Source organism: Marinobacter sp. BSs20148 (assembly GCF_000283275.1).
GTDB lineage: Bacteria > Pseudomonadota > Gammaproteobacteria > Pseudomonadales > Oleiphilaceae > Marinobacter > Marinobacter psychrophilus.
Genome location: NC_018268.1, coordinates 811,701 through 837,684 on the forward strand (window position 1 = coordinate 811,701; position 25,984 = coordinate 837,684).

The window sequence follows — 25,984 nt, forward strand, 5'->3', positions numbered from 1 at the left end:
ATGCAGATAGCGTCGTTAAATACATTGTTGCAAGGTCTCGTTGTGGTGCCGGCGGTATTTGATGTGACCATCCACGGCTTGCAAACCGACAGCCGAAAAGTGCGGGCCGGTGACGCGTTTGTAGCTTTGGCTGGCGCTCATACCGGCCCCGAACGTTATATAGATGACGCTATTCTCGCAGGCGCATCGGTGGTTTTACTGGAGTCGGAGCAGGCCGGTGAGTGCAGCGAGCGTAGCGGCGCTTTAATAGTGCCGGTGCCCGACTTGAAATCCTGCCTGGGTAAGTTGGCGGACCGGTTTTTTGAATATCCGTCCCAGCGCCTGCAGCTTATCGGCGTAACTGGTACCAACGGCAAAACCTCGGTAACTCAGTATATTGCCCAGCTGCTTCAGGCGGCGGGCATGCCCTGTGGCCTAATGGGCACATTGGGTTACGGCATGCTCGAGGCTTTGCAGCCGGCGACGCACACAACCCCAGATGTGGTGCAAACCAATCGGGTACTGGCAGGTATCTTGGCCAACGGTGGCCGTGCTGCCGCGATGGAAGTGTCTTCCCATGCTTTGGACCAAGGCCGCATCGATCGTCTTACTCTAACGGCCGCGGTGTTTACCAATCTGACCCGGGATCATCTTGATTACCACGGCTCCATGGCCGCCTACGGTGAAGCCAAGGCCAAACTTTTTACCCGTGAAGAATTGCGTTTCGTGGTGATTAATGTCGACGACCCATTTGGTCGCAAGCTTTACCACCAGCTTGAAGGCAAGTGTGATCGCCTTCGTTTCAGCCTTGACGAGTCGCATATGGAGTTATGGCTGAAAGAATTTTGTGTTTTGGACAACGGCTTTCGCGCTGTGCTGGATGGCCGGTGGGGCGAATTCACCATCGAAGCGCCGCTGATGGGCCGCTTTAATGCCAGTAATGTACTGGCTGCGGTTACCACCGTGATGGCATTGGGGGTCGATGTAATCCAAGTGCAGCAAGGCGTTTGCCGGTTGGCGCCACCCCCTGGGCGTTTGCAGGTGTTTACCGCCGGTGACGGTGCTCGGGCGGTGGTGGATTATGCCCACACCCCGGATGCATTGAACAACGCGCTGGCGGCGTTGCGCCCCCACGTAAGCGGACGGCTGATTTGCGTTTTCGGCTGTGGCGGCGATCGTGACAGCGGCAAACGGCCGGAAATGGCGCACCAGGCTGAAAACGGCGCTGATTTGGTGATTGTCACGGACGATAACCCGCGTACTGAAAACCCGTCCGCTATCACGGCCGCTGTCATGGCCGGATTCATAGCTCCAGAAAAGGTTCAACTGATTCACGGTCGCGCCCAAGCCATCGCTGCCGCCCTTGCTCTGGCTGGCCCGAACGATCTGGTACTGGTGGCTGGTAAAGGTCACGAAGATTATCAGGATATCGCCGGTTGCAAGCATCCGTTCAGTGACAGCGAGCAGGTAACCCATGCGCTGACACAGCGGGAGGAGGTGGTATGATGCGCGCCTTTTCGCTAGCTGAAGCCGTGCAGTGGTTGCAGCCTGAATGTCATTTTGACGGGCCAGACAATGTAACGTTCAACGCGGTCAACACCGACACTCGCAGCTTGCTGCCAGGGCAGTTGTTTGTGGCGTTGCGCGGTGACAATTTTGACGGCCACCGGTTTTTGCAGCAAGCGCAGGAGCAGGGTGCAAGCGCTGCCGTTGTGGATCGTATTGATGCCGCTGTGGCCCTGCCCCAGTTACTGGTCAGCAACACCTTGATCGCGTTGGGCCAGCTGGCAACGGCGCACCGTGCAACCAGCAACGCAATCCTGGTTGCCATTACCGGTAGCAGCGGCAAAACCACGGTGCGTGAAATGACCGGGGCTATTTTGCAACAGATGGGCCCGGCTTTGATTACCCAGGGCAATCTGAACAATCACATTGGTGTGCCGCTGACCCTGTTTGGTCTGGCTCCTCAACACCGCTTTGGTGCGATCGAGCTGGGCGCCAGTGGCCTTAATGAAATTGCTTATACCGTGGCTATGGTGAAACCGCAGGTGGTGATTCTAACCAATGCGGGCCAAGCCCATCTGGAAGGTTTTGGCAGCTACCAGAACATCGTGCTTGCCAAGGGCGAAATTATCGACGGCGCAGCCGATGATGGCCTGGTTGTGCTTAATCGGGACGATCCAGCGTTTGATCAGTGGCTGGCCCGTGCCGGCCGTCGCCGTGTGGCAAGCGTAAGTCGCGCAGACCATGCTGAAGCTGATTATAAGGCCACAGCCGGGGCCGGCGGCCAGCTGCAGATCAGCGGGCCAGATGGCTGGCTTTGCGACCTGCGGCTTGGTCTTGAAGGTGACCACAATCTCAGTAACGCGGCTATGGCAGCCGTTGCAGCGCGTGAACTGGGCGCCACCAATGAACAGATTAAAGCCGGGCTGGAGCAGGTGTTAGCGGTAAAAGGTCGCTTGCACATACAGCCACTGGCGCAGGGTTGGACCCTCATTGATGACAGCTACAACGCCAATCCCGCGTCGATCAAAGCCGCGCTGGCGGTGCTGGCAAAACGCCCGTCACCGCGCATCGCAGTGCTGGGCGCCATGGCTGAACTGGGAGAGGAGTCTGCCCAGCTGCACCGGGAAGTCGCGCAATACGCTCGTGATCTGGGCATTGAACGGCTGCTGGCGGTAGGCCCGGGCTGTGAAGGCTACGGCAGGGGATTTGGTGCCACGGTCGAAATCTGCGCCAGTCACGACCAGGCCATTAATGCCGTTTTAAAAAACACACAAGTACCGGCTACTGTGCTGGTGAAAGGTTCTCGTAGTTCCGCCATGGATATTGTGGCGGAAGGAATAAAAAATAAGGTGAATGGCACATGCTGCTCTGGTTGACAGAGATACTCTCACAGTACTTCACATCGCTGACGGTGTTTCAGTACCTCACCCTGCGTGGCATTCTGGGCACGCTAACGGCGCTGCTGATTTCGCTGCTGGTGGGCCCGGTGATGATTCGCAAACTGGCGCAATACCAAATTGGCCAGGCGGTGCGCGACGACGGCCCGCAAACCCATCTAAGCAAAGCCGGAACACCAACCATGGGTGGCGCGCTTATTCTTGTGGCCATCGCTGTTAGCACCCTATTGTGGGCAGATTTAAGCAACCGCTACGTGTGGATCACCCTGCTGGTCACTCTGCTATTTGGTGCTATCGGCTGGGTAGATGATTATCGCAAAGTGGTCGAGCGCAACCCTCGTGGCCTGCCCGCCCGGTGGAAGTATTTCTGGCAGTCGGTGGTAGGCGCTGGTGCCGCTGTTGCGTTGTTTATGACAGCCTCTCTACCTCAGGAAACCTCGCTATATCTGCCGTTTTTCAAGCAGGTGTCGCTCACTATGGGGCCGGTGCTGTTTATTCTGCTGACCTATTTCGTGATTGTTGGCACCAGTAACGCGGTCAACCTTACCGACGGACTGGATGGCCTGGCGATTATGCCCACGGTAATGGTAGCCGCTGCGCTGGGCATATTTGCTTACCTGTCGGGCCACGTCCAGTTTGCCAATTACCTGTTAATTCCGCGCTTGCCTGGCACCGGCGAACTGATTGTGTTTTGCGGCTCTATTGTCGGCGCCGGTCTGGGGTTTTTGTGGTTCAACACTTATCCCGCTCAGGTGTTTATGGGCGATGTCGGTGCTCTTGCTCTGGGTGCAGCGCTTGGCATAGTGGCGGTGATTGTGCGTCAGGAAATTGTGCTGTTCATCATGGGTGGCGTGTTTGTGATGGAAACCGTATCGGTAATCTTGCAGGTGGCGTCGTTCCGCCTGACCGGGCGGCGAATTTTTCGCATGGCGCCGCTGCATCACCATTTTGAATTGAAAGGATGGCCCGAGCCGCGGGTTATCGTGCGCTTTTGGGTCATTACCGTGGTTCTGGTGTTAATTGGTTTGGCCAGTTTAAAACTGAGATAAGGAGGGTTGCCGAATATGGGTGTCATTGTGTCGGATCGTCGCACGTTAATCGTAGGGCTCGGTAAAACCGGGCTTTCCTGCGTGCGCTATCTGGCAGCACAAGACCGTAAGCTAGCCGTTGCTGACACCCGTGAGGCTCCACCGGGTCTTGCCGAGCTGCAAGCCGGTTGGCCTGACGTCGAAGTGCATCTGGGCGCATTTGACAGCGACTTTTTCAGCGCTTTTAGTGAGCTGATTGTGAGCCCGGGTATCAGTGTGGCCGAGCCAGCTATTGCTGCTGCTGCAGCCAGTGGCGCGCGTATTCGCGGTGATATTGACCTGTTTGCAGAAGCCGCCGATGCTCCGATTATTGCCATCACCGGCTCCAACGGCAAAACCACGGTAACCACGCTGGTCGCTGACATGGCTCGTGATGCCGGTTACCTGGTTGCAGTGGGAGGCAATATTGGCACTCCGGCGCTGGATTTGCTGAATACCGGTGCGCGCTTATACGTGTTGGAGCTGTCTAGTTTTCAGCTGGAGACCACGGACGAACTGAAGGCGCTGGCGGCTACGGTGCTCAATATCAGTGACGATCATATGGATCGTTACCCAGATAAAATGGCCTATTACCAAGCCAAACAGCGGATATTCCGCGGCTGCCAGTACGCCATTGTGAATCTGGATGACGCTCTTAGCACACCTATGGCGCGGACCACTCTGCGCTTTATCTGCTTTGGTATGAACCGGGTCAATCCGGATACCTTCAGCACCCGTGACGACAGCGTCAGTGGCCACCCCTGGGTAACCTGGGGGTTGGATAATTTGATTCGCGCCGATGAACTTGGACTCATCGGTCGCCATAATCTCAGCAACGTGATGGCGGCCCTTGGTCTGGGCAAAGCGGCCGGTCTGCCCATGGATAGCATGCTGGCGACCGCGCGCGCATTTCACGGTTTGCCCCACCGTTGTGAATCGCTTCGCCTGGTCAATGGCGTTGAGTACATCAACGATTCCAAAGGCACCAACGTGGGCGCGACAGTTGCCGCGCTCGACAGTCTGGCACCGGCGGCGGGCAAGATTGTGCTGATTGCTGGCGGTGATGGTAAAGGGGCGGATTTCAGCCCGCTAGCGGACCCTGCACGCCGACACTGTCGTGCGGTCGTTTTGATTGGCCGTGATGCAGCGCAGCTGCAAAAAGTTCTGGCGCAGGGCACCGCAACCCACATTGAAAATAGCTTGGCCGATGCGGTGGCAAGCGCCGCACGGCTGGCGCAACCGGGTGACCGGGTATTGTTGTCGCCCGCCTGCGCCAGTCTGGATATGTTCCGTGATTATATCGATCGCGGTGAGCGCTTCCGCACGCTGGTGGAGGCGCTATGATTCAGACCCAATCAGTATTGCCCGCGTATGGCAATCGTCATTCAGCGCTGCAGCCTTTGCCATTGCTGATTGTTAGCGCTGCTGCGTTGATGGTGTTGGGGCTGGTGATGATTTCGTCGGCGTCTATGGACATTGCCAGTGCGACCTTTGGCAATAGTTACCACTTTATAGTTCGCCAGCTTGTGTTTGCGGTGCTTGGCTGCATGTTGGCTCTAATCGCGGTTAATGTGCCGGTTTACTGGTGGCAGAACAGCGGCTGGTTGCTGTTGGGCGTGGGGTTGTTGGTTTTGGTGCTGGTGCTAACGCCGCTGGGGCGCACGGTAAACGGTTCTACTCGCTGGATTCCGTTTGGCATTTTTAACGTTCAGGTGTCCGAAATCGCCAAGCTTTGCCTGGTGGGCTATCTGGCCAGCTACGTGGTGCGCCGCCGCGACGAGCTGCTGAATACCTGGCCTGGTTTTATCAAGCCGCTGGTGGTGATGGGCGTGGCTTCTGGCCTGCTGATGGTGCAGCCGGACTTTGGCGCCACCGTGGTGCTGGTAGGCGCAGCTGCCGGCATGATTTTTCTTAGCGGTGTCAGCCTTATGCGCTTTGCACCCTTAGTAATGATACTGGCTGCACTGGGCGCCCTGGCAGTGATTGCCGAACCCTATCGAATGAAACGCGTGGTGAGCTATCTGGACCCGTGGCAAGACCAGTTTAACAGCGGTTATCAGCTGACCCAGTCGCTGATTGCGTTCGGCCGTGGAGACTGGGCCGGAGTCGGCTTGGGCAATTCAATTCAGAAGCTGTTTTTTCTGCCCGAGGCCCATACCGACTTTATTTTCGCCATTATTGCCGAAGAATTTGGCCTGATTGGGGCTTTGTTAGTGGTCGCACTGTTTACCATTCTGGTGATCAGCGGTTTTGTGATTGCCCGCCGCGCAGAACAGGCAAAGCAGCCATTTGCGGCCTGTTTCGCCTATGGCATTAGCCTGTTGATTGGCCTGCAGGCGGCCATTAATATGGCGGTAGCTACCGGGTTGCTGCCGACCAAAGGCTAACGTTGCCGTTGGTTAGTTACGGCGGTTCCAGCTTGATGATGACCTGCGTGTGCCTGAGCATATTGGCGCGGATAGAGATGGAGCGCTTAGATGCCGCAACGGCAGTAGCCGAGCCTGCCGGCAAAAAAACACCGGGGAGGGGCCGCTTATGACTGAACCCCGGCGTTTTTTGATGATGGCCGGTGGCACTGGTGGCCACGTGTTCCCGGCGTTGGCTACCGCCCGCGCCTTGCAGGCCCGCGGCCATCAGGTGTTCTGGCTGGGTGCTATTGGCGGAATGGAACAGCGGCTGGTCGCCGATACCAATATTGAAATGTCGTTGATTCATATTTCTGGATTGCGCGGCAAGGGTAAGCTGGCGCTGATAAAAGCACCGTTCAAACTGATGCGTGCCCTGGGCGAAGCATTCACCATTATGCGGCGCATTCGCCCGCACTGCGTGGTTGGCATGGGCGGCTTTGTGACCGGCCCTGGTGGCTTGGCGGCCAGATTGACCGGCACACCCTTGGTCATTCACGAACAAAACGCTGTTGCCGGCATGACCAATAGACTGCTGGTGCGCTTTGCCGACACTGTGCTGGAAGCGTTCCCCGGTAGCTTTGATGCCAAAACCGTCACCCGCTGCACCGGCAATCCGGTGCGCACGGATTTTGCCGCGCTGGCTGCCCCCATAGAACGCCTGGCGGGGCGCACAGGCCCGCTGCGGTTACTTGTCGTTGGTGGCAGTCTGGGTGCACAGGTGTTCAACCAGCAGGTGCCCCAGGCGCTGGCGCAAATGGCGGGCGAGTGTCGCCCACAAGTGCGCCATCAGTGTGGTGAAAATCACGCCGAGGCCGCTCGCGATGCTTATCAGGCAGTAGGCGTTGAGGCCAGCGTGGAACCCTTCATTACTGATATAGCTGCGGCTTTTTCCTGGGCCGATCTGGTGCTGTGCCGCGCGGGTGCGTTAACCGTGTCGGAACTCTGTGCCGCCGGTTGCGCCGCCATTCTGGTGCCTTTCCCCTACGCGGTGGATGACCACCAAACACGCAACGGCGAACAGATGGTTAGCGCCGGTGCGGCCCTACTTATACCTCAGCCGCGCCTTACCCCCGCGCTGTTGGCAGACACTCTGGGCGATCTGGTAAACGATCGTGACCGGGTATTAATGATGTCGCAGGCAGCTCGCAAGCTGGCCCGCATCGACGCAACGGAGAGAGTCGTGAATTATTGTCTGGAGGCCGCCAATGGCTGATGCCAACACAGTGCCACTGGTATATCAGGTACCGGAAATGCGCCGCATCCGCCATATTCATTTTGTCGGTATTGGCGGCGCCGGCATGAGCGGTATTGCCGAGGTGCTAAAGAACCAGGGCTATAACGTGTCCGGCTCTGACTTGCGCCACGGTGCCGTTACCCAGCGCCTGACGGCAATGGGTATTGATGTACAGATTGGCCATCGCGCCGAAAATACTGAAAAAGCCGATGTGGTTGTGGTGTCTTCAGCGGTGGCGGCCAACAACCCGGAAGTGGTTGCTGCGCGCAGTAATCGCATTCCCATCGTGCCGCGAGCGGAAATGCTGGCGGAAATCATGCGTTATCGCCACGGCATTGCGGTTGCTGGAACCCACGGCAAAACCACCACCACCAGCCTGATTGCTTCGGTGTTCGCTGAGGCGGGCCTGGACCCGACCTTTGTGATCGGTGGCAAGCTAAACAGCGCCGGCACCAATGCCAAGCTGGGCGGATCGCGCTACCTGATCGCGGAAGCGGACGAGAGCGACGCATCGTTTTTGCACCTGACACCGCTGATTTCCGTGGTCACAAACATCGAAGCCGATCACATGGACACCTACGGTGGCGATGTGGAAAAGCTGAAGCAGACCTTTGTTGATTTCCTTCACAACTTACCGTTTTACGGCGTGGCCGTGATGTGCATAGACGATCCCTACGTGCGTGAAATACTGCCGCGTATCTCGCGCACCATTATTACTTACGGTATTGATAATCCGGAGGCCGACTACCGCGCCGAGAATATTGTGTCTGACGGCCTGCGCATGCGCTTTCTGGTAAAGCGCCCGGGGCCGAGGGCCGATTTGCAAGTAGAGCTGAAAATGCCTGGCCGCCACAACGTGCTTAACGCCCTGGCGGTGATTGCCGTGGCCACCGATGACGGTGTTGACGACGCCTCAATCGGCCGCGGTTTGGCCGGTTTCGCCGGCGTTGGCCGGCGCTTTCAGGTCTACGGCGACTATCCAATCGCCAAGGGTTCGATAACCCTGGTTGACGATTATGGCCACCACCCCACTGAAGTCGCCGCCGTCATTCGCGCCGCTCGTGACGCTTGGCCCGGCCGACGCGTGATCATGCTGTACCAGCCGCACCGATTCAGCCGTACCCGCGATCTTTACGAAGATTTTGTCAAAGTGCTGTCCACGGTGGATGGTTTGCTGCTGATGGACGTTTACTCCGCCGGCGAAGCAGCGATCCCCGGATGTGACGGCCGCGCCCTTTGCCGCAGCCTGCGCCAGCGAGGCAAAGTAGAACCGGTGTTTGTCGAACACAATAAAGACATCGAAACGCTGTTGGCCAGCGTGTTGCGCGATGGTGACTTGCTGATCACTCAAGGGGCCGGTGATATCGGGGCGGTGGCAGCCCGCCTGGCAACAACGGGAGTGATAGCAACAGGGGGGGGGAGCGGTGAGTGACCAGCAGCACAACCCAATAGTGTACCAAACACAGCCGTTTCTGGCCGAGCCTGCCATGCTGAAGGCCTTTGGCCGGGTGGCCGTGTTTATGGGCGGTGATTCCGCCGAGCGTGATGTGTCGCTGAAAAGTGGACAGGCAGTGCTTTCGGCGCTGCTGTCAGCGGGTGTAAATGCCTTTGGCGTAGACGTGCAGGGTTGTCTGTTGAAAACCGTGGAACAGCCAGAGTTCGACCGAGTATTTATTGCGTTGCACGGTCGCGGTGGTGAAGACGGTACGCTGCAAGCGATTCTGTCCCAAGCCGATATTCCCTTCACTGGCAGTGACGTGATGGCTTCAGCCCTGGCCATGGACAAGCTGCGTTCAAAATATGTGTTTGCGGGTTGCGGTTTGGCCACGCCCAAGTTCCGCACCATGACGTCTGCGGAAGACGCCATCAGTATCGCCGCTGAGTTGCGCATGCCGCTGAGCGTGAAACCGTCGCGCGAAGGATCCAGTATTGGCATTTTTAAAGTCACCAGTGCAGACGAGTTGGTGCAGGCCTGGCAGGCGGCCGCGGCGCTGGACACCTCGGTGCTGGTGGAAGAGTGGATTGAAGGCCCGGAATTTACCGTCAGTTTGTTGCAAGACCGCGCGTTACCGGCTATCGGCCTGAGCACCGATCACGTGTTTTACGATTACGACGCCAAGTATCTGGCCGACGACACCCGCTACTGCATTCCTTGTGGGCTGTCAGCAGACGAGGAACTGCGCCTTCAACAGTTGGCGCTTGAAGCCTTTCGGGTTGTGGGCTGCCGCACCTGGGGCCGGGTCGACATCATGCAGGATGCTGACGGTAAGTTCTGGTTGCTGGAGGTGAATACCGTTCCGGGAATGACTGACCACAGCCTGGTGCCGATGTCGGCACGGGCAGCGGGCATCAGTTTTGAAGAACTGGTGGTGCGGATTCTGGCTGACACTCTGGAGCAAAATGGGGGAGAGCCAGGCCATGCTTGATAACCTGCTGATCCGAACTCGGACACTGCCGTCTGAACCGCCGCAGCGCCGCGGGGCAACAACCCTTGGCCCGGAGCATGATCGGTTCGCAGTGTTAAAAGCGGCATTTGGCGCCGTGCCTTGGTTGCAGTTTGGTTTGGGTGTGGTGGTGATCCTGACGGCAGCACTGGTGCCCTGGGGTGTCAGCAAAGTGCTGGCTGCCATGGATCAGCAGATTTTGGCTATTGACGTGAGTGGCACGCTGGTTGGTGAAAGCCAGGTGGGCCTTGAACGCCACCTTGGGGCCTGGGTTGGAGGCAGCTATTTCGCAACTGACCTGGAAGAGATCAAGGCCAGCTTAGAGCAGCGCCCGTGGGTTGAATCGGCGGCCGTGAGGCGCGAATGGCCAGACCGTCTAACGGTCAACATCCGCGAGAAAAAGCCGCTGGCCTACTGGAGTGACGGCCGCCTGGTTAGCCGCACGGGCGAGTTGTTTAGCCCACCAAACCCGCAAGTGGCCGGCGCTTTGCCGTTGTTGTCGGGTCCTGATGAGCGGGTACGAGATGTGATCGCTATGGCGCGCGCGTTGAGTGATCAGCTGGTTGGCCATGGACTTGGCTTCAGTGGCTTGAACCTGGAGCAGCGCGGGGCGTGGACCTTGCGCCTGAGTAACGGGATAGATGTTGTGCTTGGCCGTGATCAGGTCGAGCAGCGTTTTGAACGGTTTATGACCGTGTATCAGGCCCGGTTGGCATCCCGGTCAGATGAAGTCAATAGGGTGGATGCGCGCTACACCAATGGTGTTGCGGTGCAGTGGAAGGCGGTTACGGCCGCCTCAACTCCGAAAATATAACAACGGTTTATTCAGACCTGGGGTTTGGTGAAACACATGTCATCGGTTGAAACGGAAAACATGATTGTCGGCCTGGACATTGGCACCTCAAAAGTGGTGGCCATTGTTGGCAAGCGCAAAATGGACGGCTCTATTGAGGTAGTGGGCGTTGGCTCTAACCCCTCAAAAGGTCTGAAGCGCGGTGTCGTGGTCAATATTGAAGTCACGGTTCAGGCTATCCAGCGCGCGGTGGAAGAAGCCGAGCTGATGGCTGGCTGCCGCATTCACTCGGTGTACGCAGGCATTGCCGGTAGTCACATTAAAAGCCTGAACTCCCATGGCATTGTGGCCATTCGTGATCGCGAGGTGACCCAAGCGGATATCGACCGGGTCATTGACGCAGCTCAGGCAGTGGCCATTCCGGCAGACCAGAAAATTCTGCACATATTGCCGCAGGAATTCGTGATTGATAACCAGGAAGGCATTAAAGAGCCGCTGGGCATGTCTGGCGTGCGCCTGGAAGCCAAGGTGCACTTGGTGACCTGCGCGGTGAACGCCGCCCAGAATATTGAAAAATGCATTCGCCGCTGCGGCCTTGAAGTCGACGACATCATTCTTGAACAGCTGGCTTCCAGCCACGCCATTCTCACTGAAGATGAAAAAGAGTTGGGCGTGTGTGTGGTGGACATGGGCGGCGGTACCACCGACATCGCCGTGTTTACCGGCGGCGCTATTCGCCACACCGCTGTAATTCCGATCGCCGGTGATCAGGTCACCAACGACATCGCCATGGCGTTGCGTACGCCGACACAGAACGCCGAAGAAATCAAAATCAAATACGCTTGCGCGCTGACCCAGCTGGCGGGCGCGGATGAAACCATCAAAGTGCCCAGCGTCGGCGATCGCGCTCCGCGAGATTTGTCGCGTCAGGCTTTAGCCGAAGTGGTTGAACCGCGCTACGAAGAACTGTTCATGCTGGTGCAGTCGGAGCTGCGACGTTCGGGATTTGAAGACATGATCCCGGCGGGCATCGTGATTACGGGAGGCGCGTCTACCATGGAGGGCGTGATTGAGCTAGCAGAAGAGATTTTCCACATGCCGGTCAGGCTGGCCTGTCCGCAGGCCGTGTCGGGCATGACGGAAGTGGTTAACAATCCGATTTACGCCACGGGTGTTGGATTGTTGATACACGGTTTCCGCCAAATGGATCTTGGACGGACACCGGTGCTCAAGGGGGAGCGTGCTCCCACGCTGTTTGAGCGAATGAAAGCCTGGTTTACCGGCCATTTCTGAGCCGCCAGATAAGAACAACAGCAACCGTTTTGAACCATCAAATCTTTTAAAAGAACAGCCGAAAAACAGGCTGACTAAAGCACGAAGGAGTGGGGATATGTTTGAACTTGTCGATAGTGTGCAGCAAAACGCAGTTATAAAAGTGGTTGGTGTGGGTGGCGGTGGCGGTAACGCCGTGCGTCATATGCTTAACAGCGATATTGAAGGTGTTGATTTTATCTGTGCCAACACGGATGCCCAGGCCTTGAAAGACCTGGACGCACGTCAAATCATCCAGCTTGGGGGCGCTATCACCAAAGGCTTGGGTGCTGGTGCTAATCCGGAAATAGGACGTCAGTCGGCGTTGGAAGATCGCGACCGTATTGCTGAGGCGCTCAGCGGAGCGGATATGGTGTTCATTACCGCTGGCATGGGTGGCGGTACCGGTACCGGTGCGGCACCGGTAGTGGCTCAAGTGGCTCGCGAGTTGGGCATTCTGACCGTCGCCGTAGTCACCAAACCATTTCTGTTTGAAGGCGGCAAGCGCATGAGCGTGGCGGAAGCCGGGCTGCGTGAGCTGGAAGAGTGCGTAGATTCGTTGATCACCATCCCTAACGAGAAGCTGCTGTCGGTGATGGGCAAGAACACCAGCCTGCTGGATGCCTTTGCGTCTGCTAATGACGTACTGCTGGGTGCGGTTCAGGGTATTGCCGATCTGATTACTCGCAATGGCATGATCAACGTCGACTTCGCAGACGTGAAAACGGTGATGTCTGAAATGGGCATGGCGATGATGGGTACGGCCCGAGCAACCGGTGAAAATCGTGCCCGTGAAGCCGCCGAAGCCGCTATTCGCAGCCCGCTGTTGGAAGACGTTAACCTGCACGGTGCCAAGGGCATTCTGGTTAACATTACCGCGGGCATTAACCTGAATTTGGGCGAGTTTGCTGAGGTAGGCGACATCATTCGCGAATTTGCCTCAGATACGGCCACAGTGGTTGTGGGCACGGTGATTGATCAGGACCTGACTGACGAACTTAAAGTGACCGTAGTGGCCACCGGCCTGGGCGGCAGTCGCGAAAAACCGACCAAAGTGGTCGATAATAGTCGCACTCTGGATGGCAAAACCGACTACAAACAACTGGACCGGCCGGCCATTCTGCGCCGTCGCGCAGTGGCTTCCGGCAACACGGCGCTGGATCAAGGTCGCGAAAGCGAAGAGCAGAATGTGGACTATCTCGATATTCCCGCATTCCTTCGCCGTCAGGCGGATTGATAGACTGGCACAAATATGAACCGGAGCCGGCTGGGGCGAGTGTTTGAAACGTTCAGTCGGGAAAGTGTGCACTGGTCACTCATGGTCCGTTTTGGCTGTTTTTTGAGCAGAAAAGGGCGTTTTCATGGTGGCCGGTTGTATTTTCTGATATTGTGCGAGCAGTTTTTTGCTTAGCGTATCGCCTTTTCGACGGAACTATGGACCGATGATCAAACAACGGACTCTTAAAAACACCATTCGCGCGACCGGCATTGGCCTGCATTCAGGTGAAAAGGTGTATCTAACCCTGAAGCCCGCACCCATCGACGCTGGCATTATTTTTTGCCGTACCGACCTGGACCCTGTGGTCGAAATTCGGGCCCGTGCAGAAAATGTCGGCGAGACCATGCTGTCCACCACATTGATGAAAGACGGCGTACGGGTGTCAACGGTAGAGCACTTATTGTCTGCTATGGCTGGCCTGGGTATTGATAACTGCTTTGTGGAATTGAGCGCTTCTGAAGTGCCGATCATGGATGGCTCGGCAGGGCCTTTCGTGTTTTTGCTGCAGTCTGCCGGTATTGCCGAGCAAGACGCAGCCAAGAAATTTATCCGCATCAAACGTGAAGTATCGATCACAGACGGTGATAAAAGCGCCACCTTTTTGCCATTCAAAGGCTTCAAGGTCAGCTTTGGCATCGACTTTGATCACCCTGCTTTCAAGGGCCGCGCCCAGAACGCCACGGTTGATTTCTCCAGCACTTCGTTTGTGAAAGAAGTCAGTCGGGCCCGCACCTTCGGCTTCATGCGCGATATTGAAAAACTTCGCTCCATGAACCTGGCTCTTGGTGGCAGCGTTGATAATGCCATCGTTGTTGATGATTACAAAATTCTTAACGAAGACGGTTTGCGTTATGACGACGAGTTCGTCAAGCACAAGGTTCTGGACGCGATTGGTGACCTGTATCTGTTGGGCAACAGCCTGATTGGTGAGTTTCGCGGCGTGAAATCCGGCCACGACCTGAACAATCGCTTGCTGCGCCTTCTTATTTCAGAGCAAGACGCGTGGGAAGTCGTCACCTTTGATGACGAAGCCAATGCTCCGATTTCTTACGTCAAACCTGTATTAGCCAGCGCCTGAGGCGCCATCGTCAGTCGCGAACGTGACTGGCGAGCTTTTCCAGAATCTCGCGCAACGCTTTGTCCTTTGTGTTTCCGGCTTCTTCTTTGAGGAGCTGGGCGTTTTCTTTACTCAATGGCAGCTTTTTGGCCATCGCCTTGTCCTGAAAACGCGGCGGTACAACCTTTACTTTCAGCTTCCAGACAAAGCGAAATAACTCCAGATTGCGCGCAGCAGCCATAATGTCATGCTGGCGAAAGCGAATCTGGCTGGCTTTGGGCCCGCTGTCTGCTGCCAGAACAAGTTCGCCCTCATGACAGCTCACGAAACGCGTACCTGACTGCAACGACGGCGGCAACTCAGCCAGCAGCGTCTGCTCAGCAAGCCGGTGTTGCTCGGCCCGCGCTACCAGTTTGCGCAAGCCAGCCGGCCCGGAGAATGGGTCGAAAGTCATTTTCTGTTCATTTTTTGGCGTCATTGCGGCCTGAGTACTCGACTGAGCTGTAAACCATTGGGTACACTTCTTTTTCTTTTTAAGGTGAGTACCCCGACTATTCATAACCAGTGTAACCGCTGGCGGGTGCTTTAAACATCCGTTTGCGATCCACTGCAGTAATCACACATTATGACGACAAACACTGTTTCGGATTCGCTCCCGCCTCCAGTCATCATACTGAATCGCCGTCTTTTACTCGCCTTGCTGTTTTTTGCTCTGGTGCTAACAGCCATTGCTAGCTGGGCTGGCTACACGCTGGCAGTGGCGAAAATTGGAGCTGAAACGCCAGCCAGCGCCGAGTTAGTTGTACGCTGGCAGGCACGCTTGCAGGAGCAGAAGGCTGCATTGGACCAGGTTGAAACAGACGTGCAGCATCAGGTCGATGTCATGACGTTGCGTCTGGGCGCGATGCAGGGCCGCTTGTTGCGGCTGGACGCTTTGGGGCAACGATTTGTCGAAAGTGGACTGGTGAACAACGAAGAGTTTGATTTTAGCGCTCCGGCGCCAGTGGGCGGCCCCAAAGTGCTATTGCCGCCAGAGTCTTACAGCGTGCCGGGCCTAAGCGAGATGATTGAGCGCTTGGAGCGCCGCTTAGACAATCGCGAGCAGCAGTTGCGTTTGCTGGACAAGCTGGCCTGGCGGCAAAAACTGGATGATGAACGTTTTGTTGAGGGCCGTCCCATTATCTGGGGTTGGCTGTCATCCGAATATGGCTATCGCACGGATCCGTTCAGCGGCAAACGCACTTGGCATGGCGGCGTCGATTTGGCAGGCAAAGATGGCAGTGACATTGTTGCGGTGGCCGCGGGCGTTGTTACTTGGGCTGGCAAGCGTCATGGCTATGGCAACCTGGTGGAAATCGCCCATGGCGATGGTCTGGTTACCCGCTATGCCCATGCCAAAGCCGTGAGTGTAAAAATCGGTGACTTGGTCCAGAAAGCCCAGGTGGTGGCGCTGATGGGCAGTACCGGCAGGTCTACCGGGCCCCACGTGCATTTTGAAGTACTAAAACATGGCCGCACGACAGATCCGGTGAAGTACATGGCGCGGGCCAGCCATTAGAAAATCCTGTAACGCACATGTGATAGGCAGCGCCGAATTGTCGGCTGGCGTTGTTGTCACCGGCTGTGGCTTTTGCCCCGCCGCTAAATAAAGGTAGAATGCCGGCTTCCTTAGTTTAATCAAAGAAGCATTGGTCTATGTTCACAAAGCTTGCAACGAAAGTATTCGGTAGTAAGAACGCCAGGGAAGTCAAGCGAATGCGCAAGATTGCCGTGCGTATTAATGAACTTGAAGAGCAATTTGGCAGCCTGACCGACAGCGAGTTGCAGGGGAAAACCACAGAGTTCCGTGAGCGCCTGCAAAAAGGCGAAAGTCTAGACGAGCTAATGCCCGAGGCGTTTGCCTGCGTGCGCGAAGCCAGTGGCAGAGTGATGGGCATGCGCCACTACGACGTGCAGTTTGTAGGTGCTGTAACCCTGCATGAAGGCCGCATAGCTGAAATGAAGACCGGTGAGGGTAAAACCCTGATGTCCACCGCGTCGGCTTATTTGAACGCTTTGTCTGGTAAAGGCGTTCACGTGATTACTGTGAACGATTATCTGGCCCGCCGCGATGCGGACTGGATGGGCAAGCTGTATAACTTTGTGGGTCTGCAAGTGGGCGTTGTAAACGCCGGCCAGCCGAGCGAAGAAAAGCGCGCCGCTTATCAGGCTGATATCACCTACGGCACCAACAACGAATTCGGTTTTGACTACCTGCGCGACAACATGGCGTTCAGTACCGCAGACAAAGTTCAGCGTGGTCTTCATTTCGCTATTGTTGACGAAGTCGACTCCATTCTGATCGACGAAGCCCGTACACCGCTGATTATCTCGGGCGCCGCCGAAGACAGCTCGAAGATGTATCAGGCGATTAACATTCTGATTCCGAGTCTGGACAAAGGCGAAGTGCCAGAGGAAGGCGATCCTACCGGCGATTTCACTATTGACGAAAAAACCCGTCAAGTAGAACTGACCGAGCGCGGCCACGAAAAAGTGGAGCAGTTGCTGCTAGAGCGGGAACTGCTTAAAGCGGGTGAAAACCTGTATTCCGCCGTCAACCTCAGCCTTCTGCATCACGTGCACTCCGGATTGCGGGCCCATAACCTGTTCCAGAAAAACGTGGATTACATCGTGCAAGGTGAGCAGGTTATCATCGTTGACGAGCATACCGGTCGAACCATGCCGGGCCGGCGCTGGAGTGAAGGTCTGCATCAGGCGATTGAAGCCAAAGAAGGCGTGAAAATTCATGCGGAAAGCCAGACTCTGGCGTCCACTACTTTTCAGAACTACTTTCGGCTGTATGAAAAGCTGTCAGGCATGACGGGTACCGCAGACACCGAAGCGTTTGAATTTCGCCAGATTTACGGCCTGGATGTGGTGGTCATTCCGCCCAACAAACCGATCATGCGAACCGATTACAACGATTTGGTGTATCTGACGGAAGAAGAAAAATTCCACGCCATTATCGACGAAATTAAAGACGTTACGGCCGAGGGTCGACCCATCCTGGTGGGCACTGCGTCCATCGAGGCGTCCGAGCGCCTGGCGAACCTGCTGAAGAAAACCCAGATTGATCACAAAATTCTGAACGCCAAACAGCACGAATCTGAAGCCCAGATTATTGCCCAGGCGGGCCGCCCTGGGGCCGTTACCATTGCCACCAACATGGCTGGGCGGGGTACCGATATCGTGCTCGGTGGTAACTGGGAATATGAGTTGGCAGGACACGATAGCCCGACTGACGAACAGAGCGCGGTGCTGAGAGATGCGTGGACTGAGCGCCACAACAGCGTGCTGGAAGCTGGCGGCTTGCACATTATTGGCACCGAGCGTCATGAAAGCCGCCGCATTGACAACCAATTGCGGGGTCGTGCCGGCCGTCAGGGCGACCCGGGTTCATCTCGTTTCTTCTTGTCGCTAGAAGACAACCTTATGCGGATATTTGCTCCGGATAAGGTCAAGAGTCTGATGCAGGCCATGGGCATGAAAAACGGCGAGGCGATTGAGCACCGCATGGTCACCAACGCCATTGAAAAATCCCAACGCAAGGTCGAAGGCCGGAACTTTGACATGCGCAAAACGTTGCTGGAATACGACGACGTTGCCAACGACCAGCGTTCGGTCATTTACGACCAGCGTAACGAGGTAATGGGCTCGGACGATGTGTCGGAGATAGTGAAAACCATTCGCGCTGACGTAGTAGACACCCTGGTGAGTGCTCACATTCCACCGCAGAGCATGCCGGAGCAATGGAATGTTGCCGGTTTGGAGACCCAGCTGCAGACGGAAATGGGCGTTGATCTTCCGGTTCAGAAGTGGCTGGATGAAGACAGCAAACTCTATGAAGACAATTTACGCCAGAAAATTCTGGAGCTGATTGTGATTGCTTACGACGCCAAAGAGGCAGTGGTCGGCGCGGAACCCATGCGTAAGTTTGAAAAACAGGTGTTTTTGCAGGTATTGGATACCTTGTGGAAAGAGCATCTGTCGAATATGGACCACCTGCGCCGCGGTATTCATCTGCGTGGTTACGCCCAGAAAAACCCGAAGCAGGAGTTCAAGCGCGAAGCCTTCAATCTGTTCGAAAGTATGCTGGAAGCCATGAAGGGCGATGTTATTCGGGTGCTGTGCCACGTTAAAGTGCAAAGCCAGGAAGAACTGGAAGAAATTGAGCTCCAGCGTAAACAGGCATTAGCGAATGAACTGGCACGCGCTCGTCTGCGCCACGACGAAACCAGCGCGACATCTCAGGCCGGCGCCGGTGGCGACGATAGTTCACGCCAGGCCATGCCGGAAACCTTTGTACGTAACGAGCCAAAAGTGGGCCGTAATGAGCCTTGTCCTTGCGGGTCTGGTAAGAAGTTCAAGCAGTGCTGTGGCAAAATTAGTTAAACAGCACTGTCATTGAAAGCTATTTTCAACCCGCAGTCTGGTTCATTCAGGCTGCGGGTTTTTGCGTTTTGAATGCCTGCGGGCAGTCTTTATTCATTATTTGTCAGGAGAATTACCATGGCTGTAGGTCCAGGAACCTTACCCGAGTTTTTTCCCATCACAGGCGTAGAGCTGGGCATTGCCAGTGCCGGTATCAAAAAGCCTGGCCGCAAAGATATCGTATTATTTTTCTTGGCTGAGGGCACGCAGGTAGCCGGAATTTTCACCCGCAACCAGTTCTGTGCGGCACCGGTTACGCTTAGCCGCAAGCATCTTGCTGCCGGTGTGCCGCGCTATCTGCTCATTAATACCGGTAACGCCAACGCGGGCACTGGCGAACGCGGTCTGGCCGACGCAGCAGCCTGCTGCGAGGCTCTTGCCGCTGCTGCCGGCGTTGGCGAGCAACAGGTGTTGCCATTTTCTACCGGTGTGATCGGTGAGCCCCTGCCAGTCGCCAAAATTGTTGCAGCGCTGCCCAATGCACTGGCGGATACTCGCGTAGATCGCTGGGCAGAAGCGGCCAACGGCATTATGACCACCGACACTCGTCCCAAAGGGGCATCGGTGCAAGTGGATTTGGGCGGTCATACAGTGTGTATTTCCGGCATCAGCAAGGGTGCGGGCATGATTCGCCCCAACATGGCCACCATGCTGGGGTTCATTGCTACCGACGCCCGTATTGCGCCGGATGTTTTGCAATCCCTGGCATCTGAGCTGGGTGAGCAGTCCTTCAATCGCATTACCATCGACGGTGACACCTCCACCAATGATGCTTGCATGCTGATGGCCAGCGGTTGTTACGGCGGTCCGGAAATAACCGCTGACAGTCCGCTACTGGCGCCTCTGAAGGACGCTCTGCGCCAAGTGTATATGGATCTGGCCCACGCGATTGTGCGCGACGGTGAAGGAGCAACCAAGTTTGTGACCATTGAGGTGAACCACGCAGCGACAGTCAAAGAAGCTCTGGATGTGGCCTACACGGTCGCTCATTCGCCGCTGGTTAAAACTGCGCTGTTTGCATCAGATCCCAACTGGGGTCGCATTCTAGCCGCCGTTGGCCGCGCTGGTGTCGAAGGTCTTGACTTGAATGCCCTGGAGATTTATCTGGGAGATGTGTGTCTGGTAAGCAGTGGCGGTCGGGCAGACGACTACTCGGAGGAACGCGGGCAGGCGGTGATGAACCAGGAAGAAATTACCATCCGCATCGACCTCAAGCGAGGCGCCGTGAATGAAACCGTCTGGACCTGCGACTTCTCCCACGATTATGTCACCATCAACGCCGACTACCGCAGCTGATGCCTGTGATTAAGAAAATGTCTAAGCGACTGTCTGCGACAGCACCTGGAAAGGTACCTGAGAAGGCGCCAGGCGTATTACCTGAAGTACACGTCGCCGTCGGTGTGATCATTCGCGATGGGCGGGTACTGATTGCCCGCAGGCTGGAACATACCCATCAGGGCGGATTATTGGAGTTTCCTGGCGGTAAAGTGGAGCCGGGTGAAACTGTGCAGCAGGCGTTGGTGCGTGAGATTGCCGAAGAAACCGGATTAAAGTTGATCGAATCCGCTTTGCAGCCCGTAATTGGTGTTCGACACGATTATGGCGATAAGCGTGTTTTTTTGGATGTTTGGTCGACCGACATAGCAGCGGGCGAGGCTCACGGTCGCGAAGGTCAGCCGATCCAGTGGCTATTGCCGCGGGATTTACGCGACGCGGATTTCCCCGCAGCGAATCGCCCGATTATCCGCGCTCTTCAACTGCCTTCGCAGTTGGCGTTAACGGGCTGCGACGTAGCAGATGATGAATGTGGCCTGAAACGTTTGCAAACAGCGCTGCAGGTTAGCCAGCCGCCGCTGATCGTGTTGCGGGCTCCAGCTTGGGCCGAACAGGCGATAGCTTACAATCGCTTGGCGCAGGGTGCTCTGGCGCTGTGTCAGAGTAATAGCAGCGAGCTTATGTTGCACGGTGTGCCCGAGTTGATGGACCTCCATCCCCAAGCTGCTGGCGTGCATTTGCCCTGGCGCCACGCCAGCCAATGCCAGCAGCGGCCTGTGGCTGAATGCTACAAGTTAGGGATTTCCTGCCATAACGCAGAGCAATTGGCCCACGCTGTGGCCATTGGTGCCGACTATGCGATTTTGGGGCATGTGTTGGCTACGTCTAGTCACCCCAATGAGGCGCCTCTGGGCTGGCACGCGTTCAGCCAACTGGTGTCAGCGGCACGACTACCTGTGTATGGCATTGGCGGCTTATCGCCAGCCGATCTGCCACAGGCCCGCCAATGCGGCGCACAAGGCATTGCTGGCATTGGCTTCTGGTGGGCATAAGCCGGCGTTTTACAGCGCAGGGCAGCGCCACATTTGTTATGATGTAACATATTTTTTACATCATAGATGTGTATTGAACCAATACCGTCGAAGGTGTTTATCCGGCGATGATGCTAACGGGAGAAGCTGTGAGCAAACTGACGCACCTGAATGACAAAGGCGAAGCACGCATGGTCGACGTTACCGCCAAAGTGGTAACTGAGCGCGAAGCTCGCGCCGAGGCCACGATCAGTATGTCGGCCAAAACTCTGGCGATGATTGTGGATGGCCAACACCCGAAGGGTGACGTTTTGGCGGTGGCTCGTATTGCCGGCATTATGGCGGCCAAGCGCACTCATGATCTGATCCCCCTGTGTCATGCCTTAAACCTGACCTCGGTGAAGGTAGAGTTAGAACCCGGTGCAGACGGCATGTCGGTCCACATTCGCACCTTGTGCAAGCTGTCTGGTCAGACCGGCGTAGAAATGGAGGCGCTAACGGCAGCCAGTATCGCCGCGTTGACCGTTTACGACATGTGCAAAGCAGTCGACAAAGCCATGGTTGTGAGCAACCTGCGCTTGGTGGAAAAAAAAGGCGGCCGTAGTGGCCACTGGCAGGCCAGCACCTAATCCATTAGAAACAATGTACCTGCCGCAGGCAGGCTGCTCCATCTAAGATCATAAGATCGAACCACGAGGAATTACAGTGGCTGTTCGTTACATTGAGACTTGCCGGCTGCCGACCCCATTTGGGGTTTTTGAAATGCACGGTTTTGAAGAGCCGGACACCGGCAAAGAGCACGTCGCGTTGACGCTGGGTGATCTGGCTGGCGACGAACCCATGTTAGTCCGTACCCACTCTGAGTGCCTGACCGGTGACGCTCTTTACAGCATGCGCTGTGACTGTGGTTATCAATTGGAAGAAGCCTTGCGCAGCATCGCTCGTGAAGGTCGCGGTATTTTGATGTATTTGCGCCAAGAAGGCCGCGGCATTGGCTTGCTCAACAAGATTCGTGCCTACAACCTTCAGGACCAGGGTGCCGACACAGTCGAAGCCAATGAACGTCTGGGTTTTGCAGCGGATCTTCGTGACTACAGCATGTGCAAAGATATGTTGGAACACTTGGGTATAAAGCGCTTGCGGTTGATGACTAACAACCCGCGTAAAGTAAAGGCGTTGTCGTCATACGGCATTGAGGTTGTGGAAAGAGTCGAGCTGCAAGTCGGGAGAAATCCCCATAATGAGCACTATCTGGACACTAAACAGAGCAAACTCGGCCATTTTCTGGCGATTCATCAAGACGATGACCCCCAGCTCTGAGCCTTTGAGCCTCTGAGCGCAGCAGGCGGCTTTCATGTCTTGCCTGCTCAGTCTCCACCTCATGTCAGAGCCAAGCCATTATCAGAAAGACTGCGCGGCTTTGCCCGGCTGGCTAACCAATCGTTGCACGCGGCCAGTTATGCTGCGCTCGATCGTGGCGGCATCCAGACCACATTCCTCTAACAGCTGATCGCGGCTGCCGTGGTCGACGAATTTGTCAGGCAGCCCCAGTTGCAGCACCGGCATGGTGATTTCTTCCTGATTCAACCATTCGCAAACCGCACTGCCGGCGCCCCCGGCGATGGCATTTTCTTCCAGAGTCACCAGCAAATCGTGCTGCTCTGCCAACTGGCGTATCAGGTCTTCATCCAGCGGTTTTACAAAGCGCATATCGGCCACTGTGGCGTCCAGCGCCTGTGCGGCTTGCAGGGCTCGCGGCAAAAGGGTGCCAAAATTCAGGATGGCGATACGGCCGCTTGCGCTCTTGCGCTCGCGCACAACTCGGCCTTTACCCATGGGCAGTGTGTGCAGCAGCGGGTCAATCTCGGCTCCGCTGCCGCTACCGCGGGGATAGCGCACCGCCGCCGGGCCTTCATGCACCAGCCCGGTGTGCAGTAACTGTCGGGTTTCGTTTTCGTCAGACGGTGTCATCAACACCATATTAGGGATGCAACGCAGATAACTGATGTCGAAGGCTCCGGCATGAGTTGGGCCGTCTTCGCCTACCAGGCCGGCGCGGTCAATGGCAAACAGTACGTCCAGATTCTGAATGGCTACATCGTGGATAAGCTGATCGTAACCACGCTGTAAGAAGGTGGAGTAGATTGCCACCACCGGTTTGGCGCCATCACAGGCCATGCCAGCGGCCAAAGTAACAGCGTGCTGCTCGGCAATGGCAACGTCAAAATAACGCTCGGGAAAACGCTCAGCAAAAGCCAAAAGATCAGAGCCCTCGCACATGGCGGGGGTTATGCCCATTACCCGCTCATCCGCGGCTGCGGCATCACACAGCCATTGGCCAAACACGTTGGCGTATTTGGGCGCGGCCGGGCCAGTTTTAACCGGCGTCGGATTGCCGCTGGACTCAGTGGTGGCGGCCAGGGGTTCTATCTTGTTGATAGCGTGGTAGCCAATCGGGTCGGCTTCTGCGGGAGCAAAACCTTTGCCTTTGGTGGTGACAATGTGCAAAAACTGCGGGCCGCTGAGCTCGCGGATGTTCTCTAGGGTTTCTACCAGTAATGGCAGGTCGTGGCCGTCAATGGGGCCAATGTAATTGAAACCCAATTCTTCGAACAGGGTGCCAGGGGCAATCATGCCTTTGAAGTGTTCTTCGGTTTTTTTTGCCAGTTCGCGCAGGCCCGGGGCTATCTCAAGCACTTTTTTGCTGCTGTCGCGCATTTGGTGATAAGTGCGACTGGACAACAGCTTGGCAAAATAATTGGACAGGCCACCTACGTTGCGGGAAATCGACATGTCATTGTCGTTCAGAATCACCAACATATCGGCCTTCAAATGGCCGGCGTGATTCAGTGCTTCAAATGCCATGCCTGCGGTCATGGCGCCATCACCAATCACCGCGATGCATTTGCGCGTCAGCCCTTGCTGATTGGAAGCAATGGCCATGCCCAGGGCGGCGCTGATAGAGGTGCTGGAATGGCCCACACCAAAGGTGTCGTAAGGGCTTTCAGTGCGTTTGGGGAACCCCGCTAGGCCGTTTTTGCGGCGAATGCTACCCATCTGTTCGCGGCGTCCTGTCAGAATTTTATGAGGGTAGGCCTGATGGCCCACGTCCCAAACCAGGCGGTCTTCCGGCGTGTTGAACACATAGTGCAGGGCAACCGTTAGCTCCAGTACGCCCAGGCCAGCGCCAAAGTGGCCGCCTGTCGTGCCCACTGACCACAATAGAAACGACCGCAGCTCTCGTGCTAACTGAGTTAACTGATCGGCAGGTAACTGGCGAATGTCTGCCGGCGAGCCAATACGGTCCAGCATGGGGGTGTTTGGTCGCTGTAAGGGGATTTCCCTGAAAATCATTGTGTCCTGCATCTGCTCGGTTCTTTTTTGCATAATCGACAAGGGTTGTAGCTGTATACGCTGTATCGTCTGGTTGTATCAGCGCCGAGCCTTGTCGTTTACCAAGTGTTTATCCCGCAGTGTGCGCCTCGTAGCGGGAGCGACTCAATGCCCGGAATGTTACGCGGGCGTTTGTTTAGTGGCTACGAGCCACTATGTAATCTGCCATGGCGTGTAGGGCGTCGGCCTGAATGCCAAGCCCTTTCAGGCTGTCGTGGGCCTCGGCTAGTAACCTTGCCAAGTGTTCGCGCGCGCCTTTTGGCCCCAATAGTGCGGGGTAGGTAGGTTTGCCACGGGCGATATCAGAGCCTTGGGTTTTGCCAATCACCTCGGTATCGCCTTCTATGTCCAGCAAATCGTCCTGCACCTGAAACGCCAGTCCCAGCGCGCGGGCGTAACGAGCCAGGGCGTCTAGCAACGCGGCGTCTTTTAAGCCACCGGCCAGGGCGCCAAGGTGTACGCTGGCTTCAATCAAAGCGCCGGTCTTGTGGCGGTGCATATTCTCTAGCTGTTCCAGAGTCAGGGTTCTTGCCACAGACTCCAGATCAATAGCCTGCCCGCCGACCATACCGTTTGCCCCGCAGGCGTTCGCCAAGGCTTTTACCATAGCCAGTTTGACTTCAGCGCTTAACCGCGGCGCTGTGGCCAGTACCCGAAACGCCTCTGCCTGCAGAGCGTCGCCAGCAAGTATGGCCGAAGATTCGTCGAATGCGATGTGCGCGGTGGCGCGGCCGCGGCGCAGATCATCGTCGTCCATGGCCGGTAAGTCGTCGTGCATCAGCGAGTACGCGTGAATCATCTCCAGAGCACAAGCCGGTGCCAGAGCTATTTGGCGTTGACCGCCAACGGCTTCAGCCGCGGCTAGACAAAGCGCCGGACGAATGCGCTTGCCACCGCCCAGCAAGCCATAGCGCATGGTGTCCTGCAGGCGCTGGGATGCGCTGGCTTGATCCATATAATCAGCCAGCTGCTGGTCAATCTCAGCGCGGCAATGTTGCAAAAAATCACTGGCTGGCAAGCGGGTAGCGGTGTTCACGAATCGCTGCTCTGATTGCTCTGCCCGCTTTGTTCAAGAAACGGTCGGGTTTCCAAGCTGCCATCGCCGCTCTGTATCAGCACTTCTACCCGTTGCTCAGCACTTTTCAGGGCTTGCTGGCAATCACGGGTAAGGCCGACGCCACGTTCGAAGGTAGTCAGCGATTGCTCCAGTGTTAACTCGCCTTGCTCCAGGTCACGCACCAGCTGTTCCAGCTCCTCCAAGGATTTTTCAAAGCCTCCCAGCGAGGGTGCTTTTGTCGCGGCAGCCGCGGTGTCTTTTTTACCAGCCATAAAAGCCTCCG

The 25,984-nt window shown here is 56.3% G+C and carries 20 protein-coding genes and 2 pseudogenes; 18 read left to right on the forward strand and 4 right to left on the reverse strand.

Features of this window, described 5'->3' with window-relative positions; all coding sequences use genetic code 11:
- The 12 genes and pseudogenes from MRBBS_RS03650 (at window position 1) to lpxC (ending at window position 14,496) form a co-directional block, all read left to right on the forward strand.
- Window positions 1-1,485: a UDP-N-acetylmuramoyl-L-alanyl-D-glutamate--2,6-diaminopimelate ligase gene (locus MRBBS_RS03650; RefSeq protein WP_014870065.1), complete on the forward strand. Its 1,485-nt coding sequence runs from the start codon at window positions 1-3 to the stop codon at window positions 1,483-1,485.
- Window positions 1,482-2,861, forward strand: a complete 1,380-nt coding sequence (locus MRBBS_RS03655; RefSeq protein ID WP_014870066.1) for a UDP-N-acetylmuramoyl-tripeptide--D-alanyl-D-alanine ligase — start codon at window positions 1,482-1,484, stop codon at window positions 2,859-2,861. Before MRBBS_RS03650 ends, MRBBS_RS03655 begins: the two co-directional genes overlap by 4 nt.
- A complete protein-coding gene (mraY, locus tag MRBBS_RS03660) occupies window positions 2,846-3,931 on the forward strand; it encodes a phospho-N-acetylmuramoyl-pentapeptide-transferase (RefSeq protein ID WP_014870067.1) in 1,086 nt (361 codons plus the stop codon). The genes MRBBS_RS03655 and mraY overlap by 16 nt, the downstream gene beginning before the upstream one ends.
- A gap of 15 nt (window positions 3,932-3,946) precedes the next feature.
- Complete coding sequence (gene murD, locus MRBBS_RS03665) at window positions 3,947-5,293, forward strand: UDP-N-acetylmuramoyl-L-alanine--D-glutamate ligase (RefSeq protein ID WP_014870068.1); 1,347 nt, start codon at window positions 3,947-3,949, stop codon at window positions 5,291-5,293.
- Window positions 5,290-6,492: pseudogene (gene ftsW, locus MRBBS_RS03670) on the forward strand (putative lipid II flippase FtsW). The gene murD and the pseudogene ftsW overlap by 4 nt, the downstream one beginning before the upstream one ends.
- A complete protein-coding gene (gene murG / locus MRBBS_RS03675) occupies window positions 6,485-7,570 on the forward strand; it encodes an undecaprenyldiphospho-muramoylpentapeptide beta-N-acetylglucosaminyltransferase (RefSeq protein WP_014870071.1) in 1,086 nt (361 codons plus the stop codon). The pseudogene ftsW and the gene murG overlap by 8 nt, the downstream one beginning before the upstream one ends.
- Entirely contained in the window at window positions 7,563-9,023 is a 1,461-nt protein-coding gene (gene murC / locus MRBBS_RS03680; protein ID WP_014870072.1) for a UDP-N-acetylmuramate--L-alanine ligase, read from the forward strand. Before murG ends, murC begins: the two co-directional genes overlap by 8 nt.
- Window positions 9,024-9,078: 55 nt before the next feature.
- The gene (locus MRBBS_RS03685) at window positions 9,079-10,017 is read left to right on the forward strand and encodes a D-alanine--D-alanine ligase (protein ID WP_187290793.1); all 939 of its coding nucleotides are present in this window, start codon (window positions 9,079-9,081) and stop codon (window positions 10,015-10,017) included.
- A complete protein-coding gene (locus MRBBS_RS03690; protein ID WP_014870074.1) occupies window positions 10,010-10,849 on the forward strand; it encodes a cell division protein FtsQ/DivIB in 840 nt (279 codons plus the stop codon). The genes MRBBS_RS03685 and MRBBS_RS03690 overlap by 8 nt, the downstream gene beginning before the upstream one ends.
- A 36-nt stretch (window positions 10,850-10,885) precedes the next feature.
- Complete coding sequence (gene ftsA, locus MRBBS_RS03695; protein ID WP_014870075.1) at window positions 10,886-12,121, forward strand: cell division protein FtsA; 1,236 nt, start codon at window positions 10,886-10,888, stop codon at window positions 12,119-12,121.
- 97 nt (window positions 12,122-12,218) lie between these two features.
- Window positions 12,219-13,205 (forward strand): annotated as a pseudogene (gene ftsZ / locus MRBBS_RS03700) (cell division protein FtsZ); the annotation flags it as partial.
- Window positions 13,206-13,581: 376 nt separating this feature from the next.
- Window positions 13,582-14,496: a UDP-3-O-acyl-N-acetylglucosamine deacetylase gene (lpxC, locus tag MRBBS_RS03705; RefSeq protein WP_014870078.1), complete on the forward strand. Its 915-nt coding sequence runs from the start codon at window positions 13,582-13,584 to the stop codon at window positions 14,494-14,496.
- A 10-nt stretch (window positions 14,497-14,506) separates the two neighbouring features.
- Here lpxC and MRBBS_RS03710 read toward each other — a convergent pair whose 3' ends face one another.
- Window positions 14,507-14,953, reverse strand: coding sequence for a DciA family protein (locus MRBBS_RS03710; RefSeq protein WP_014870079.1), 447 nt, complete (start codon window positions 14,951-14,953; stop codon window positions 14,507-14,509).
- Window positions 14,954-15,100: 147 nt separating this feature from the next.
- Between MRBBS_RS03710 and MRBBS_RS03715 the strand changes: the two genes are divergently transcribed.
- From MRBBS_RS03715 to ribA, 6 genes are all read left to right on the forward strand, one after another.
- Window positions 15,101-16,033, forward strand: a complete 933-nt coding sequence (locus MRBBS_RS03715; protein ID WP_014870080.1) for a M23 family metallopeptidase — start codon at window positions 15,101-15,103, stop codon at window positions 16,031-16,033.
- 137 nt (window positions 16,034-16,170) lie between these two features.
- Entirely contained in the window at window positions 16,171-18,906 is a 2,736-nt protein-coding gene (gene secA, locus MRBBS_RS03720) for a preprotein translocase subunit SecA (RefSeq protein ID WP_041635059.1), read from the forward strand.
- A gap of 117 nt (window positions 18,907-19,023) precedes the next feature.
- Entirely contained in the window at window positions 19,024-20,241 is a 1,218-nt protein-coding gene (gene argJ / locus MRBBS_RS03725; RefSeq protein WP_014870082.1) for a bifunctional glutamate N-acetyltransferase/amino-acid acetyltransferase ArgJ, read from the forward strand.
- A 17-nt stretch (window positions 20,242-20,258) separates the two neighbouring features.
- Complete coding sequence (locus MRBBS_RS03730) at window positions 20,259-21,272, forward strand: Nudix family hydrolase (RefSeq protein WP_050996694.1); 1,014 nt, start codon at window positions 20,259-20,261, stop codon at window positions 21,270-21,272.
- 107 nt (window positions 21,273-21,379) lie between these two features.
- Window positions 21,380-21,880, forward strand: a complete 501-nt coding sequence (moaC, locus tag MRBBS_RS03735; RefSeq protein ID WP_014870084.1) for a cyclic pyranopterin monophosphate synthase MoaC — start codon at window positions 21,380-21,382, stop codon at window positions 21,878-21,880.
- Window positions 21,881-21,956: 76 nt separating this feature from the next.
- Entirely contained in the window at window positions 21,957-22,571 is a 615-nt protein-coding gene (gene ribA / locus MRBBS_RS03740; protein WP_041635060.1) for a GTP cyclohydrolase II, read from the forward strand.
- An 81-nt stretch (window positions 22,572-22,652) separates the two neighbouring features.
- On the opposite strand, the gene dxs is transcribed toward ribA, so the two are convergent.
- The 3 genes from dxs to MRBBS_RS03755 all read right to left on the reverse strand — a co-directional run bounded on the left by dxs (window position 22,653) and on the right by MRBBS_RS03755 (window position 25,973).
- Window positions 22,653-24,617, reverse strand: a complete 1,965-nt coding sequence (gene dxs, locus MRBBS_RS03745) for a 1-deoxy-D-xylulose-5-phosphate synthase (RefSeq protein ID WP_014870086.1) — start codon at window positions 24,615-24,617, stop codon at window positions 22,653-22,655.
- A 163-nt stretch (window positions 24,618-24,780) separates the two neighbouring features.
- Window positions 24,781-25,680, reverse strand: a complete 900-nt coding sequence (locus tag MRBBS_RS03750; RefSeq protein ID WP_041635061.1) for a polyprenyl synthetase family protein — start codon at window positions 25,678-25,680, stop codon at window positions 24,781-24,783.
- Complete coding sequence (locus MRBBS_RS03755; RefSeq protein ID WP_014870087.1) at window positions 25,677-25,973, reverse strand: exodeoxyribonuclease VII small subunit; 297 nt, start codon at window positions 25,971-25,973, stop codon at window positions 25,677-25,679. Before MRBBS_RS03755 ends, MRBBS_RS03750 begins: the two co-directional genes overlap by 4 nt.
- Between the last annotated feature and the right edge of the window lie 11 nt (window positions 25,974-25,984).